15 protein-coding genes and 4 tRNA genes are annotated in these 13,076 nt (G+C 62.3%); 4 read left to right on the plus strand and 15 right to left on the minus strand.

Annotated elements, in window-relative coordinates:
- From AWC17_RS16870 to AWC17_RS16880, 3 genes are all read right to left on the minus strand, one after another.
- A partial coding sequence (locus AWC17_RS16870) for an IS256 family transposase (RefSeq protein WP_208618375.1) occupies positions 1 to 884 on the minus strand: 884 nt, incomplete at its 3' end.
- 492 nt (positions 885 to 1,376) lie between these two features.
- Positions 1,377 to 2,411, minus strand: coding sequence for a hypothetical protein (locus tag AWC17_RS16875; protein WP_046183540.1), 1,035 nt, complete (start codon positions 2,409 to 2,411; stop codon positions 1,377 to 1,379).
- A 461-nt stretch (positions 2,412 to 2,872) separates the two neighbouring features.
- A complete protein-coding gene (locus AWC17_RS16880) occupies positions 2,873 to 3,163 on the minus strand; it encodes a DUF732 domain-containing protein (RefSeq protein ID WP_046183541.1) in 291 nt (96 codons plus the stop codon).
- Positions 3,164 to 3,404: 241 nt separating this feature from the next.
- On the opposite strand from AWC17_RS16880, the gene AWC17_RS34195 reads away from it, so the two are divergent.
- Positions 3,405 to 3,617: a DUF3761 domain-containing protein gene (locus AWC17_RS34195; RefSeq protein ID WP_482805289.1), complete on the plus strand. Its 213-nt coding sequence runs from the start codon at positions 3,405 to 3,407 to the stop codon at positions 3,615 to 3,617.
- Positions 3,618 to 3,864: 247 nt separating this feature from the next.
- Here AWC17_RS34195 and AWC17_RS16890 read toward each other — a convergent pair whose 3' ends face one another.
- The 8 genes from AWC17_RS16890 to AWC17_RS16930 all read right to left on the minus strand — a co-directional run bounded on the left by AWC17_RS16890 (position 3,865) and on the right by AWC17_RS16930 (position 7,503).
- Positions 3,865 to 4,401 carry a DUF732 domain-containing protein gene (locus AWC17_RS16890; RefSeq protein ID WP_231588549.1) on the minus strand — a complete coding sequence of 179 codons (537 nt, stop codon included), beginning with the start codon at positions 4,399 to 4,401 and terminating at the stop codon, positions 3,865 to 3,867.
- Positions 4,402 to 4,652: 251 nt separating this feature from the next.
- Positions 4,653 to 5,183: a hypothetical protein gene (locus tag AWC17_RS16895; RefSeq protein ID WP_046183542.1), complete on the minus strand. Its 531-nt coding sequence runs from the start codon at positions 5,181 to 5,183 to the stop codon at positions 4,653 to 4,655.
- 15 nt (positions 5,184 to 5,198) lie between these two features.
- Positions 5,199 to 5,591: a hypothetical protein gene (locus AWC17_RS16900; protein WP_046183559.1), complete on the minus strand. Its 393-nt coding sequence runs from the start codon at positions 5,589 to 5,591 to the stop codon at positions 5,199 to 5,201.
- The gene (locus AWC17_RS16905) at positions 5,591 to 5,794 is read right to left on the minus strand and encodes a type II toxin-antitoxin system HicA family toxin (RefSeq protein ID WP_046183543.1); all 204 of its coding nucleotides are present in this window, start codon (positions 5,792 to 5,794) and stop codon (positions 5,591 to 5,593) included. Before AWC17_RS16905 ends, AWC17_RS16900 begins: the two co-directional genes overlap by 1 nt.
- 904 nt (positions 5,795 to 6,698) lie before the next feature.
- Positions 6,699 to 6,890 carry a hypothetical protein gene (locus AWC17_RS16915; protein WP_046183545.1) on the minus strand — a complete coding sequence of 64 codons (192 nt, stop codon included), beginning with the start codon at positions 6,888 to 6,890 and terminating at the stop codon, positions 6,699 to 6,701.
- Positions 6,891 to 7,240: 350 nt separating this feature from the next.
- Positions 7,241 to 7,315 (minus strand) — tRNA-Val (locus AWC17_RS16920).
- A gap of 13 nt (positions 7,316 to 7,328) precedes the next feature.
- Positions 7,329 to 7,402: transfer RNA gene (locus tag AWC17_RS16925), tRNA-Cys, on the minus strand.
- Between the two features lie 28 nt (positions 7,403 to 7,430).
- Positions 7,431 to 7,503, minus strand: a tRNA-Gly gene (locus tag AWC17_RS16930).
- A gap of 182 nt (positions 7,504 to 7,685) precedes the next feature.
- On the opposite strand from AWC17_RS16930, the gene AWC17_RS16935 reads away from it, so the two are divergent.
- Together AWC17_RS16935 and AWC17_RS16940 are read left to right on the plus strand one after the other, a co-directional pair.
- Positions 7,686 to 7,757: transfer RNA gene (locus AWC17_RS16935), tRNA-Val, on the plus strand.
- A gap of 265 nt (positions 7,758 to 8,022) precedes the next feature.
- Positions 8,023 to 8,445, plus strand: coding sequence for a pyridoxamine 5'-phosphate oxidase family protein (locus AWC17_RS16940; RefSeq protein ID WP_231588546.1), 423 nt, complete (start codon positions 8,023 to 8,025; stop codon positions 8,443 to 8,445).
- Between the two features lie 166 nt (positions 8,446 to 8,611).
- Here AWC17_RS16940 and AWC17_RS16945 read toward each other — a convergent pair whose 3' ends face one another.
- Positions 8,612 to 9,592 carry an Acg family FMN-binding oxidoreductase gene (locus AWC17_RS16945; protein WP_046183547.1) on the minus strand — a complete coding sequence of 327 codons (981 nt, stop codon included), beginning with the start codon at positions 9,590 to 9,592 and terminating at the stop codon, positions 8,612 to 8,614.
- 328 nt (positions 9,593 to 9,920) lie between these two features.
- Here AWC17_RS16945 and AWC17_RS16950 point away from each other — a divergent pair, with 328 nt between their 5' ends.
- Positions 9,921 to 10,442, plus strand: a complete 522-nt coding sequence (locus AWC17_RS16950; protein ID WP_046183548.1) for a DUF5994 family protein — start codon at positions 9,921 to 9,923, stop codon at positions 10,440 to 10,442.
- A gap of 162 nt (positions 10,443 to 10,604) precedes the next feature.
- Here the strand turns inward: AWC17_RS16950 and AWC17_RS16955 are convergent, their stop codons facing one another.
- The 3 genes from AWC17_RS16955 to AWC17_RS16965 all read right to left on the minus strand — a co-directional run bounded on the left by AWC17_RS16955 (position 10,605) and on the right by AWC17_RS16965 (position 12,944).
- The gene (locus tag AWC17_RS16955; RefSeq protein WP_046183549.1) at positions 10,605 to 11,417 is read right to left on the minus strand and encodes a transglutaminase-like domain-containing protein; all 813 of its coding nucleotides are present in this window, start codon (positions 11,415 to 11,417) and stop codon (positions 10,605 to 10,607) included.
- Between the two features lie 108 nt (positions 11,418 to 11,525).
- On the minus strand, positions 11,526 to 12,224 hold the full coding sequence (locus AWC17_RS16960) for an N-formylglutamate amidohydrolase (protein WP_046183550.1): 699 nt from the start codon (positions 12,222 to 12,224) through the stop codon (positions 11,526 to 11,528).
- Positions 12,225 to 12,236: 12 nt separating this feature from the next.
- Positions 12,237 to 12,944 (minus strand): proteasome-type protease, encoded by a 708-nt coding sequence (locus AWC17_RS16965; RefSeq protein ID WP_082122980.1) that lies wholly within the window; start codon positions 12,942 to 12,944, stop codon positions 12,237 to 12,239.
- Between the last annotated feature and the right edge of the window lie 132 nt (positions 12,945 to 13,076).

Consider the following 13,076-nt stretch of genomic DNA (forward strand, 5'->3'; position numbering starts at 1 on the left):
GACCTCTTTGCCACAAACAGGTTGCCCTGCAAGGGATCCGCCACCCACATCGGCATAATCCGGACATCGGCATAATGGATGAGGCAGCGTTGCCGCAGGGCTTGCGGGAAGACCTGCTCGATGGCGGCGATCAGGCCGCGAGCGCCATCGGAGACGATCAGCAGCGGACACCTCAAGCCCCGGTCGCGCAGATCGGTCAGGAAATCAGCCCAGGCGTCGGTCGACTCCCCGGTGCCGGGGGCCAGGCCCACGAAGACGGGCTTGCCATCGGTGGTGATCCCCCAGGCGGCCAGGACCGGCTCGGCCGGCGAGCCCGGATGCATCCGGAAGAACGAGGCATCCAGGAACAGGTAGTCCAGCATGACGTCATCGAGGCGTCGAGCCGCCCAGCTGTCGTATTCGGTCTTGATGGCTTGACATACTTGCGACACAGTCGATTTCGAGATCGCGGCCTGATCACCGAGTGCATCAGCCAGGGTGGCCTCGACGTCGCGTACCGACAGTCCACGCACGAATGAGGCGATCACCAGCGACTCGAGCGCGTTGGTCTTGGTGACGTTCTTGCCGAACAGTCGGGAGGCGAACGCAGCGGTCGTGCCGCGCAGCTTGGGACGCTCCAAGGTGACCGGGCCGGCCGTGGTCTTGACCGTGACCGGCCGATAGCCGTTACGCGACCCGGACTGCGCATCCGGTGTCGCTGCGGTGCGCTGGTAGCGGTCACGGCCGAGGAACTCGGTCACTTCGGCCTCCAACGCGGCTTGCATCAGCAACTGTGCGCCAAGGCGGGCCACCTCTTCCAGGATCTCGGGCAACTCACGATCGGAGGCGAACAGCTCGTCGATCTTGGCGCGGACACGGTCAATCGGCAATACTCGTGCAGGCACGGGCGTAGGTCCTTTCTTCGATGACTTGGTAGGTCTCGAAGCAGAACCTACGCCCGGCCCCATTTACACCGGTTTCAGGACACGACCTGTGCCGATGCTGCCAACAACTATCCCCATGCTCGCAACGATCGCCGCGATCACATTCGGGAGGTAGAAGGGTGCCGCGCTGAGCGGCGCCGCCGGCGGCGGGTAGTCCGCTAGTGGCCCGACGCCCGGTGGCGGTCCCCACGGCGTCCCGCCCGGTTGGTGGATGAAGTCCGTATTCTCTTGGTCGTCTCCCGGTGCCCCCATACTCACCGACCTCCGCAGCCGTCGACGTTAATCAGCGTCACGCGGGCTCCCGCCGGAACCCTTGGTCCGGGCCCAGGCCCAGGCCCGGCAGGTTTCGCGTCATGCTCGCGAGAGTAAGCCGTGGAACGCCGGATTGAGTCGGAACGAGCAATGTCGAATTTGCGACGGGTGCACGCGTGAGTCCCGCGTGGCAGGTCCGGCTCACAGCGGTTGCCATTCGGCGGCGACCTGGATGTACTGCCCGTGACGCGTGATCTCCGGCCAGGCCGCCGGGTCGCCCAAAGGCAGAAGTTGCTCGGCCGCATCGCTGATGGACGTATACCAAAGACCGTCGCCGCCCCGGTCATCGGCGACGTTGATCGCAACCACGTACTGCCCGTTGATTGTGAAGCGAATGACCGTAAATTGCTCGCGCGTTTGCGCATTGCCGCGTTGATCGACCGGAAGCCACGCTCGGACTATCTCGAATCTGCGGACCCGAACATCTAATTCTTGCCACGACATCATCTGGTTGATAGATCCCCAGTCGCCGGTTGCCGTTGTCTCCCAACGCTGACCGCGCCGTACAGCTGCGTAGTTGTAGTTCCCTCGGGACTTGCTGAACCGCACGACCGAGCCATCAGGGGGTTCATCGACGATCCGCGGCAAAACGGCGGGCATCGGCGGTATCGGTGTGAGCAGCGACGCCAGCACCCGAAGGTTGTATTGCCTCGGATCCCCCTGCCCGGCAATGAGATACAAGATTTGCACCGGGTCGCCATTGAGCACCTCATCGGTGGCTTCGTTAGCCTTTACGCCGTCGACGCGGACTTCGGCGGCAACCGCCGAGCCGGTGATGTCACCCCAGCAGGCTGTCAATAAGCCGCGGTCCTGTAGGTGCCTGATCATTGGTAGAAATCGTTGACTCATCGCCGGGGTGAGTTCCCCGATGCATTCATCGTCGATGCGAACCTCGACGTATGGCTTCTTGCGGACCTCGGCGGGAAGGTGCTCGTGCAGCGTGACGCAGAAGACCCCATAACCAGCTGGCGGCACAAACTTCAGCAGAGCATCTGAGTATTGGTCTTCCTTGGTGACCTGAACGATCGATGACTTCGGCAGTAGCGTGTAAGGCACCGTTGGGGGATCGTTGAGCGGAAGCGCCTCATTGGGCTTCCCGAGGCGGATACGCACGATCGCGGTGAAATTGTCTGCTGAGTCCCAGCTTTCGTAGTTCTGCGCCCATATCTGGCCCAACGTTATTGGAACCAACCCAGACGCTATGACGCGCCGAACCACTGGGGCCCAGTCCGCCTCATCTGCGGCGTGGAGATATCCCAGCGTTCGACCGGCCTTCCGCACCGATATAGCCCATTCCCCGCGCGGGCCTTGCGGTTCCGGAATGAGTTCAACGTCCAGGGGGATGGTCTGGCTGCCGTTCGACCAGTCCTCCGAACACAGACTGCGGATCGCGGGTAGGTGTTCAGGCTCCGTCGTAAGTTCGTATTCGCACCACGATCCCCTACCGCAACTCCACAATCGGTAGAGCGGCGCCACAAAGCCACTGACAGCATTCATTGACGGTCACCCTCCCTGCCGCGGACAGTAAACCTGCACCGCCGACACCACCATCGTCTCCGCCTTCCCTGGTGTCAGGCTCGCGTTGTTGCGCGACGCCAATGCCTCGGCGGCAGCATCGGAGTGCCCGGTTGCCGGCGTCAGTGCAGCGTGTCCGGGCATAGCTCGTGCTGGGCAGCGTCGATCACTCCGCGCAGGTCGAAATACACGATCGGGTTCGCGTCTATGATCTGTTGCGGCGTCATGCCATTGTGCAGTTGGGTGCACACTTGGACTCCACGACTGATCCTGACGGCGTCATTAATTCCCGGCACGAATGTTCCCTGGTCGTTGAGGTATCGGATATAGCTGTCGCCGTCAGCGTGGGCTGGCGCCGCGCCCATTAAGGCGCCGCCGACCGCGACGACTAGTAGTGCGGTCAGTCGAAGCATGTTCCCCCACCAATCTTGCGTCGATCAGGTTCCTAAGCCCGCTTCGTGACGTTGCCCGATTCGTCGATGGGAGCGTAAACGCTTCCGCGTGCACCTACAGCCGGATTTGTGAAATTCGCCCACACGGCCGACCCGGCGCGGATACATTCGTGGCCTCGGGCATCGGGGGAACATATCCGCGTCAAATCAACGGAGTTAAGTCATGTCTCGTCTCACCAAGATCATCGCTGCCCCGGCCGCGATGACCGCGGCTCTTTTAGCCTTCGCCCCGCTCTCGCCGATGAGCCCGTTGCCATCGTGCGGCGGCTACATCAACGTCGACGGTAACTGCGTGCCATCGCCTGATCACACACGAAGCAGCCTCCCCGACAATGACGGGACGTACAGCCACTCCGAAAACAAGCAAGGATCGGGTTCCTGGCACGGCGGCACTGGTAAGTCGTCGAAGAGATAGTTCACGTGGTCACGGGCCTCTTCGACACACAACGGGCACCACATGACCATGCTTGCATCACACCAATACGCGGCTCGAAAAGTGTTGTAACACAATCGGATTCGAGTTTTTTTGTAGGACGTTTCCTGACCTGTCGGTCAGGGCTGATCTACCTACCACAATTTTCCACAAAAAAGCGAAATCGGCTCGGCCGCAAACGTTTCACGCATCGTTGGATCGGGCGAAAATCGTTGCGATACGCTAAGATTCATGCCGAAACGGGTGTAAACGACCACTCATCGGTGGCGCGGTCAAAATGGCTCGGAGCTGGGATCTGCCCGAGATACTTCGGGCAGTACGCCCCTATGCTGGCGCCGACAAAGAATCCGGTATGGAACTCGTCCAGGTTGCTGTTGGTTAGCACGTCCTGGTTATTCATCACGTCCTGGAGGACCTGGACCGGCGTCTCGCCCTGATCAAGTTCTGCGCAGACTAGATGGGCGGCGGCGATCATGACTTGCGGTGATGCGAACGTGATGCCTTGAGAAGTCAGCGCGGTCAGGAACTTGGCATCGGCATCGGCAGGGTCGGCATGAGCGGTCGAAGTTGCCGCTCCCGGAGGGCCCAGCAGCGCGACGGTCAGTGCAACGCAGGCAGCTAAGGGTGGTAACAGTCGACTGGCTGCGTGGACATGGGCGGTTGTCATTTCTGCACCTGCCGTCGAGTAAGGAGCGCCATTGCGTTTCGGCAAGTCAAATGTGCGAATCTTGACCACGGCTAGTGTCGAAAGTCCCCTGAGCAGCACCCTCAAGCGTGCCGCTCATGGCGATTTGTACGGTAAAAGCTCAAGACCGGGCCCCGCCAGACTCGTGCAACAGTCCCAGAGTCCGTACAAACTGCGAGGCTCCTGACCGCTAGCGGTCGCGACTGGTGGCTGGGAAAAAACCGGCCCCCAGGCGGGCCTGCGCGTCGGCGGCCAGTGTCGTTTTCGCGTTGACCCACGTTTCAAGATTCTGCCGTCGCCGCTCGGATCACATGTTCGCGAGAGCCAGGCTCTCAGCTGCCGGATTGGATGGGCGGCTCTGTAGTCGTCCACGTGGAGTACAGCCATACGTTGATCTGCCAGATGTTCTCCCCGAGCACCGGATAGGCCTGGTTGACGAATTCGATCAGGCTATTGGTGATCGCCTGGGCCATCGCTCGTATAGGGAATTTCTTATGGGTTAGGCGCTTGGTCGTCAGGTGGGCCAGCTGCTTATTGATGCGAACCCTCACGGACAGGCCATCGATGTCTGGCAGCGTGGCCAGGGGCCTGGCGGCCGTCCAGGTCTCGATGAGATGGCCGGCCCAGAAGTCGTCAGAGCCCTCTGCTGGTTTGCTGCCTAGGAAGTCGTCGAGCAGTCGGGCGTGCAGCAGGAATGCCTCGAATGCTGTGTTGCGCCGGATCCGTTCTGGGTGATCGCGGGGCAGGTTGAGGATGTCGGGTCTATCGCGTTCTGTGAATTCGGCGAGTGCTCCGTAGAACTGGGCGACTTCGTGCTCGAGGTGGTCGAGCATCTTGTGGCGTGATCGGCTCTCGTTCCTCATTCGAGCAGCAAGGCGTCAGGCGTTGGCGAGTTGACTGACGCGTTGGGGTGAGATGTCGAGGAGTTCGGCAATATCGCGGACGGGAACGCCGTAGGTGACGAGCCAGTGCGTGAATTCTTGGGCGTCACGGGTGACTTGACGTTCGAGCTCCTGGGCGTGGGCGCGGCGATTGCGGATATCGCGGGCGGCCGCGAGTAACTCGCGGAACTCGGGTTGTTCCATGCGGACGCTGGCGGTTTCGACCTTGACTTGGTCATAGGGGATACCGCGATCGAGTGAAATGTATTCGCGGGCCATGGTTTCGGCTTCGGCGAGGCGGCGTGCTTGGGTGAGGCCGTCGATTTCAGGGATGGCGACCATCCACCAGCGGCCCTCTCGTGTGATTTCGATTTTGAAGTGGTGGTGCATCATTGGTTCCTTTGGCTCTGCTCGATGGCGTTGTTCACCTGGCGGACGACCCCCGGCGAAATAACGCGGTGCCCGTCCGGGATGGTCACGCTGACTCCGCTGCGGTGGGTCCACTTGGTGTGACTGCCCTTAGCGTCGGTCGGCGTGAAGCTGGCGTGTTTGAGTCGTTTGATGATGGACCGAGTTGGTTCTTCACTGACCACGATCCTAGTCTAGGATGCTTGACTACTTCTAGTCAAGTATGATAGACAAAAAAGTCGGCAGGTCAAAGCCGGTTTCAGAGCCAGTTACGGAGCCGCAGAGAGCTGTCGGAGAGCTGTAGACCCACACGTGGAGGACAGGATGCCCAGCAATGGAGTGACCAGAGCAAAGCCATACAAATGCAGTGGAAGTGGGCTGTCGGTGGGCGATCCCGCGCCACAGCAGCTGAATTGCCCGAGATGCGGACGCACTGTCAACGTCGAGCAGACATCAGGCGGGTTCGTCATCCGAGAACATCAGAGGATCGTGAAGGGCGCACGGTGATGTGCCGTTCAACGCGCAAAGGTGGCGGCGCGGTTCCGCGGCCGCAGGCCTGCGCCGCGGGTCCGCGCCTTATTGCGGCGGTCGGCATCTCCTGACGACCGGGTCCCACCACCAACCGTTGCCGCACGCGAAGGGCGGTCCTACCATCGGCGGTCGGCATATGTTGACGTACGGGTCCCACCACCAACCGTTGTCGCAGGGTACGACTGTTGGCTGGCACACATTGTTCACCGGATCCCACCATGAGCCGGCGTCGCAGTCTGCGAAACTCACTGCGGGCGTGGCGATTGCCCCGATCGAGAACGACACGAGCGGCGCCGCAATGGCGAACGCCATGACCGCCATGCGGCGAAGCATTCTCATCGGAACCTCCCGAAGTCAGGCTGACTAGCCTGCGTCCGGCCGGTTCTCCTTGCACTGTGCAATCCAGCAGCTAGGCCCACGGCGACTGATCTCCTGCACGGTACCGCCCAGGTTCTTCTCCAAGACCTGGTAATACTCCGGCTGCCCGCAATGCGGGCAGTCCGTGCCGGTGTATTGGTGGAAATAGGACATCACTGTCGATGCTACGTCGGGTCGCGGCTATTCCTGGTTGAGCCGGTCGAATTCGTCGGCCGCCTCAACGAGCAGGGCGGCCAGCCTCCGGGCGCCGGTGCTGGTGAGGCTGGCGCCGTCGTGCGCCAGATAGATCGAGATGAGGCGGGTGTAGCTGCCGTCGTGTTCTTGGCGGCCGTCGATGTCGATGGCCATTTCGGGCTCGCCGTACTCAGCCACAGCAGGGAGCGGGACCAGCCGCCGGCCGTGTTCTGTTCCCAGTTGCCCACTTTGGCGCCGGCTGGGATCGGTACATCGGCGTAGGCGATGTCGGTGAGCCGCGCATCGATGTGGTCGCGGGCGAAGTCAAGCAGTATCTCGGCTGGCATGTGCTCGTCTTGCTCGAAGTGTTCGAGGGTGGCCCGCTGTTCGGGTGTGAGCTGGTCGGCGAGGTCGCGCCAGGTGGTCGCGGTGTTGTCGGGGGTCATGGGTGTTCCTTTCGGGTTGCTGCCCGAGGAACTGGGGAGTTCACGCCGAGTTCACGCTGTCCGGGATTCGGTTTAAAAACCGCCTCTGACGTGCAAAAACTCTGGTGCGCGATACTGGGATTGAACCAGTGACCTCTTCCGTGTCAGGGAAGCGCTCTCCCGCTGAGCTAATCGCGCCGGGGTCAAAAGCTGGAGGTGGAGACGGGAATCGAACCCGTGTGCACGGCTTTGCAGGCCGTTGCCTCACCACTCGGCCACTCCACCGCTGGGATTGATGCCACTTGCACCTTCGAGCGGATGACGGGATTCGAACCCGCGACCCTCACCTTGGCAAGGTGATGCGCTACCAACTGCGCTACATCCGCGCGCCACGGGCGAGATCGTCGTCCGGTGCGAAGCACGACGATAGTCCACGTGAGCGGGCACATACAAATTTCTTGGTACGGACCGCGTCAAGGCTATCGCGGCGTATCGATCACGCGCAGGCGGCCGGTACTGTCGAGACGAGGCTCGTGCTAATCTTCGACGTCGTTCGCCTCTCGGCGCCGGTCCCGTGGCTCAGTGGGAGAGCGTCCGCTTCACACGCGGAAGGTCGCTGGTTCGATCCCAGCCGGGACCACAAGCGTTGGCGCAGGTCAGAACCCGCCCTTGGCCGATTCTGCGAGCCCGTGCCAACTGCGTGCCAAATGCCTTAGCAATTCGAGTCGGCGCGCCGTGGTCGTAGTCCCCAGGACGTGCCGGCCATGCGGTCGAGCGGGCACAGATGGTCGTACTCAACCCATGCCGGCGGTCCAATGTCACCACTTCAAGCGGCCGTTGCGTACGTGCAGAGATGGGACCTTCGGCCGTGGCGGCGCTCGGTGCGCGCCGACGAGAATCGCATCGTGACGCAACGCGAGCTCGAAGACCTCTCGCCCGACGAATGCTTCCGGCTGCTCGCTGCCGCACACGTCGGGCGACTCGTGTACCAAGATGACCTCGGACCGCTCGCCGTGCCGGTCAACTACGCAATGGCCGGACACAACATCGTCTTCCGCGTCGAGGGTGGCGCGAAACAAGCGGCGATGCAGCAACCGATGGTGGCCTTCGAGGTCGACCACGTCGAAGAGGACCAGGAGTCCGCATGGAGCGTCCTGGTGCGAGGAGTCGGCGCCGAGGTCGACCTGGAACGGGTTCCCGCGCTGCTGCGAGCGATGGACGGCGACTTCCCGAAGCCGTGGGTAGTCGGCATCCACAATGTCTGGCTTCAGATTGTGCCGCAGACCGTCACCGGGCGGCGGCTCGGTGCGGTGCGGCCGTCTTGGTGACAGTTCTCATGCACAGCAGGAGCGGTGGCGATCACGAGCGAACCGACCCTCGCAAGCAAGTTTCCGCGGGCGGCTTTAGGGACTTGCGAGTGATTCGATCCCAGCCGGGACCACAAGTAAAGATGCAGGCAGAGCGGGGGCGCTCCGGCGTAGCGGGGGACTGTGCTTAACCCTCCACCCGCAAAACTTCGCTGAGCGGTCGACGCGGCGTAGGTCTCGGTGGTTCGGCCAGCGCGGGCGCCACACCCACACGGACCAGGACCTGCGGCCGCCTACCCTCTTCCAGGAGGTCCGCGATCATCTCGCGCGTGACTTTGAGCTCGGTGACGTGAGTTACCGGACATGTGGCCAAGTTCGCCATCGTGCATTCCAGTAACACCGCCGAGAGCGCTTCGCCGGACAATAACGCGCCAAGGCGAGTGTCGTCGTCGGTGGACAGCATCAGAATTGTGGACTCGTCTTCAGGGACTTGGGTGCGCCGTTCACGGTTATGCGTCATCGGGAACGTCCGCCCGATGTCGACGCGCTCGCTTTCGGCCGCCGACAGCAGGGAGCTGTACGGAACGCCCTCTGCCCCCTCGAAAGGCGTTGTCCACCAGTGCAGTTCATTCTGGTAGGTGTTGTCGTAGAGGCGCAGCGATTCGGCAAGCCACGATGCCCGCGCCAGCCTGTCGCGCACGTCGTCGGCCATCACGTCCAGATGCACGGCATCGTTGTCGATGGCGTCGCGCAGCGCCTGCTCCAACGCTTCGAAGTTCATCGGCGCGATGAATGGCAATCGGTCGGTCCGGCGTGCCCAGATCGCGCTGGCGCGACGCCGGTCAGCGTCGGTGACGCTGCCCACCGGGGTGAAGTCGACGGACGCCAGGTGGTTCGGATCCTTCGGATCGGGGAACCGGGAGATTCCGGCTTGCCGGCCCGCTGCGGCGAGGGCCACTCGAAGGTGGTCGAGCGCAGCGCCACAGCTGATCACCGCCTCCCGGCCGGACCGGTCGGAAACCATCGCCCGGCTTGCGTCAAGAAAGAGCTCCAGACGACCGCCGCCGGCCACCCACAGCCAGGGTTGGCTGTTGTGCAGTGACGGCGCGCGGCATGCTGATCGCACCACGTCCTCAATGAGTTCGGTGTCCACCACGGCGGCTGGCATGTCGACCTCAATTCTTTGCCTGGCACTCAGCATTCCACTTTCTCGAGCCACTTGTCGGACGAGTGTCCGCCCAAGGGATCCGACGACGTCCGATCCAGGTTGCGACCGATGTCTCACTGAGCCGAACAAGAGCTGGCTGGGTATGCGGTCCGTTGTCGCCATTGGAAGTTGGTCATGGACGGCTTTTACTGGAGGTATAGCAGCAGATCGCAGCTCGCCTTTTGGGGTCTGTGATCACCGAAAGTGATGGAATCCCGATGAGCGGGCTAAGAAGATCGCACGCACAACCGAGGCCGGCACGAACCGTGGTCAAGAGAGGAGTGCCACCATGGCGCCACGACAGGACCGAACCGATGTGGGCCGGCACCCCACACCCCCCGAACACACGCCGCGGTTGCGGCTAAAGCCCAAGGCGCCACACACCGGGTATGTCGATGGGGCATGGTGGCCGCACAGTGATGACCTGACCACAGAGCTTCCCGATCTCCTCGCGGTGCTCTCGGTGCGGCTCGGGCCCATCGACCGCGTGCTGTACAAGCTCAACGACTGGGCGACAGCACCCGCTGAATTCGCCACCGGCGGCCACGCGGTACGACTCGACGGGTACCGGCTCCAGCCGCCGAACACAATCGAAGTACTCGGACTCAACCGCAACAGGATCGTTCTGCTGGTGGTCCCGCCCCATACCGAGCCAGACCGCGCACATGCCACCTTGATGGCCGCGGCGGCACCGGACGACGACTCGACCGTCGATGGCCTGCTCATGATCAGCCTGCTAGATAGGAAATTGCACACAGAGAGAGCTGCCGCCCAAGAACGTTGGGACTCTGAAGGCGGAGCCGTGCGATAGCCCGTCGCTGTCGACGACTGCGCGGCATGCGGCCTTAAGGTGATCGACCAGCCAACGATTCGGGGGTTCCTCATGCCACATGCTGGCGGTTTGACAGACGCGTTCGGCAACAGCGTCCGCGACCTGGCAGGCCTCATGTAGTCGACGGCTCGGCCGCGTGACTCAACCGGCCGGTACCTCATCGGTCCATACCCTGAAGCTTGTCAAAGTGGCGGGCCCGAACGTGTTGCTGAGCGCGACGTCGGCGGCGTCGCGGCCACGCGCGATCAACACTCTGCCGATGCGCGGGGCGTTGTGGCGCGCATCGAAGGTATGCCATTGCCCGCCGAGGAAGACCTCGAACCAGGCGGAGAAGTCCATCGGATCGTCCACTGGGGGCACACCGATGTCGCCGAGGTATCCGGTGCAGTAGCGAGCGGGGATGTTCATGCAGCGGCAGAAGGCAACGGCGAGATGCGTGAAATCGCGGCAGACGCCGGTCCGGTCGTAATAAGTTTCCAGCGCCGTCCGTGTCATGCGCGCGTGTTCGTAGCCGAACGTGAGATGACGCTGAACGTAGTCGCAGATTGCCTGGACGCGGCCCCATCCCGTTGGCGTCTCCCCGAAGAGATTCCACGCTATGTCGGACAGCCGATCGGTTTCGCAATACCGGCTCCCGAGCAGAAAGACAAGGGTCTCCTCGGGCAGGTCCTGCACGGGAATCTGTTGTGCCTGAGGAACAATGGCGTCGGGGAGTCCGGTGTCGTTAACGAGCGCGTCGGCCGACACGCGCGTGCGGCCTTTGGGGGCAACAATGCGCGTGCACCAGTTGCCGAAGCCGTCACGATACGCCGCCATCGGGACTGGCGGGTCGACCACCAGGTCGTCACGGCCGACGAGATCGGACACGCGGGTGAAGTGGACATTGAGGTTGAAGATCATCGGAGTGGGCTGGGGGCAGTCGTAGATCATTTCGAAGCCGACGTGAATCTGCATTATTTTTGTCCGATATCCGGCAGGTGAAGACGCGCGTGACCGCCGACATAGGTGGTGGAGATAGTACTCACGTGTGCTCCTTGGTGCGGGGCGTGAATCATGGTGCGCTCAGGACGCACATGTCGTGCCTAACGAATCGATCAGTCTGCGCCGCAACGCCGTCCAGCTTCGGCCCGCGGCAAGGACTATGTCCTGATTGACTTCCAGTTCGATTCCGACGTAATGGCTCTGTGCGAAGCGTGCACGCAAGTGCGACGTCAACCCGTCGCCTTTGCCGGCATAGGGGTAATTGCGGCGCACGCGCAGTTCCGGAGCGGATGCCGCGAGTGATTCCTTCCAGCGGGCGCATACGTCCGCCTCCCCTCGCCGACCGGGGTGATAGAGCAAGCCGACATCGGTGCTGCGCACCTTGCCATCTAGCTCCCCGATAAAGCTGTGCGACGAAATGTGGATCACGCGATGCCCCTGCGCTACTGCTTGCCTGATGAGACGCTCGACCTGCATGCGATACGGCCGGTAGTGCTGATCGACGATCTGCGCCCGGGTCTGGGCCGGCGCGGCGCGGGTCACCGCCGAAAAGAGTTGTGGGTGGCCGATCGAGCGATTGAGATCGATAAGCAGACGGCTGACAGTCGACGCCACTAGGGGCGCCGCAAGGTCACGTGCGAGTGCCTTCGCCATGACCAGCGACCCGGGATCGTAACCACGGTGGGAATCCAGCAGCGCCCGTTGCCCCCGAAACAGACGCCGATAGGGCGCGGGTACTCGATTACCGCCGTGTTCACAGGTGACGATGAAGGCATCCAAAGTGACAACCCGTCACCACTCTAGATCGGGCAAATGGCGAAACACCTGGCGCACGCCTTCGCCCCATTGGTTGCTGAGGGCGGTGAAATAGGGATCCCCCTCATCGAATCGTCGCCGCCGCTGCACTTCGAGGCTGTCCCGTTCGTAGCAAATCAGGTCGATCGGCATGCCCACCGACAAGTTGCTGCGCATGGTCGAATCGAAGGACACCAAGACACACTTCGTGGCGTCGGCGAGGGCCGTGTGTTCGGTGAGTACGCGGTCGAGGATCGGCTTTCCGTACTTGGTTTCACCGGTCTGAAGGAAGGGCGTGTCGGTCCCCGCTTCGATGAAATTGCCTTCGGCATAGGTCCTGAACAGGCGTATCGGCTCGCCGGCGATCTGCCCACCGACGATGAACGAGGCATCGAAACGGACGTTGTTCTCTTCCAGGTACCCGGCATCGCGTTTCTCTATATCGCGCGTCGCGTCGGAGACCAGCCTCACGACATCGAACATCGTCCGGGCACCGAAGACATTGGTGGCCGCGTCGCCGTCAGCGCAACGCTGCGTCAGTACGCTGATGACGGCCTGAGTCCCGGCCAGGTTTCCCGAACTCAGCAGAACGATGACGCGGTTGCCGGGACGCTCGAATACCGTCATCTTGCAGAACTTGGCGAAGTTATCCACCCCGGCATTCGTACGGGAGTCCGAGGCGAAAATCATTCCCTTGTCGAGCATTACGCCTACGCAGTAGGTCACCCAATGTGCCTTGCGTGCAATCGACTCCCCGTTCCTAGTCGTGCGTGTGTCTGGCTGTGTGGCAGACGCGCAGCTGAGAGCGATTCCCAATCCGGGTTCGATCCTGCCCCG

It is taken from the genome of Mycobacterium nebraskense (assembly GCF_002102255.1).
Taxonomy (GTDB): Bacteria; Actinomycetota; Actinomycetes; order Mycobacteriales; family Mycobacteriaceae; genus Mycobacterium; species Mycobacterium nebraskense.

Excerpts from the sequence above, each read along its gene's own strand:
- AWC17_RS16950 (WP_046183548.1), top strand. The coding sequence starts at position 9,921 with ATGGCGCCACGACAGGACCGAACCGATGTGGGCCGGCACCCCACACCC.
- AWC17_RS16965 (WP_082122980.1), bottom strand. The coding sequence starts at position 12,944 with ATGCTCGACAAGGGAATGATTTTCGCCTCGGACTCCCGTACGAATGCC.
- AWC17_RS16880 (WP_046183541.1), bottom strand. The coding sequence starts at position 3,163 with ATGCTTCGACTGACCGCACTACTAGTCGTCGCGGTCGGCGGCGCCTTA.
- AWC17_RS16945 (WP_046183547.1), bottom strand. The coding sequence starts at position 9,592 with ATGCCAGCCGCCGTGGTGGACACCGAACTCATTGAGGACGTGGTGCGA.
- AWC17_RS16900 (WP_046183559.1), bottom strand. The coding sequence starts at position 5,591 with ATGCACCACCACTTCAAAATCGAAATCACACGAGAGGGCCGCTGGTGG.
- AWC17_RS34195 (WP_482805289.1), top strand. The coding sequence starts at position 3,405 with ATGACCGCGGCTCTTTTAGCCTTCGCCCCGCTCTCGCCGATGAGCCCG.
- AWC17_RS16895 (WP_046183542.1), bottom strand. The coding sequence starts at position 5,183 with ATGAGGAACGAGAGCCGATCACGCCACAAGATGCTCGACCACCTCGAG.
- AWC17_RS16955 (WP_046183549.1), bottom strand. The coding sequence starts at position 11,417 with ATGCAGATTCACGTCGGCTTCGAAATGATCTACGACTGCCCCCAGCCC.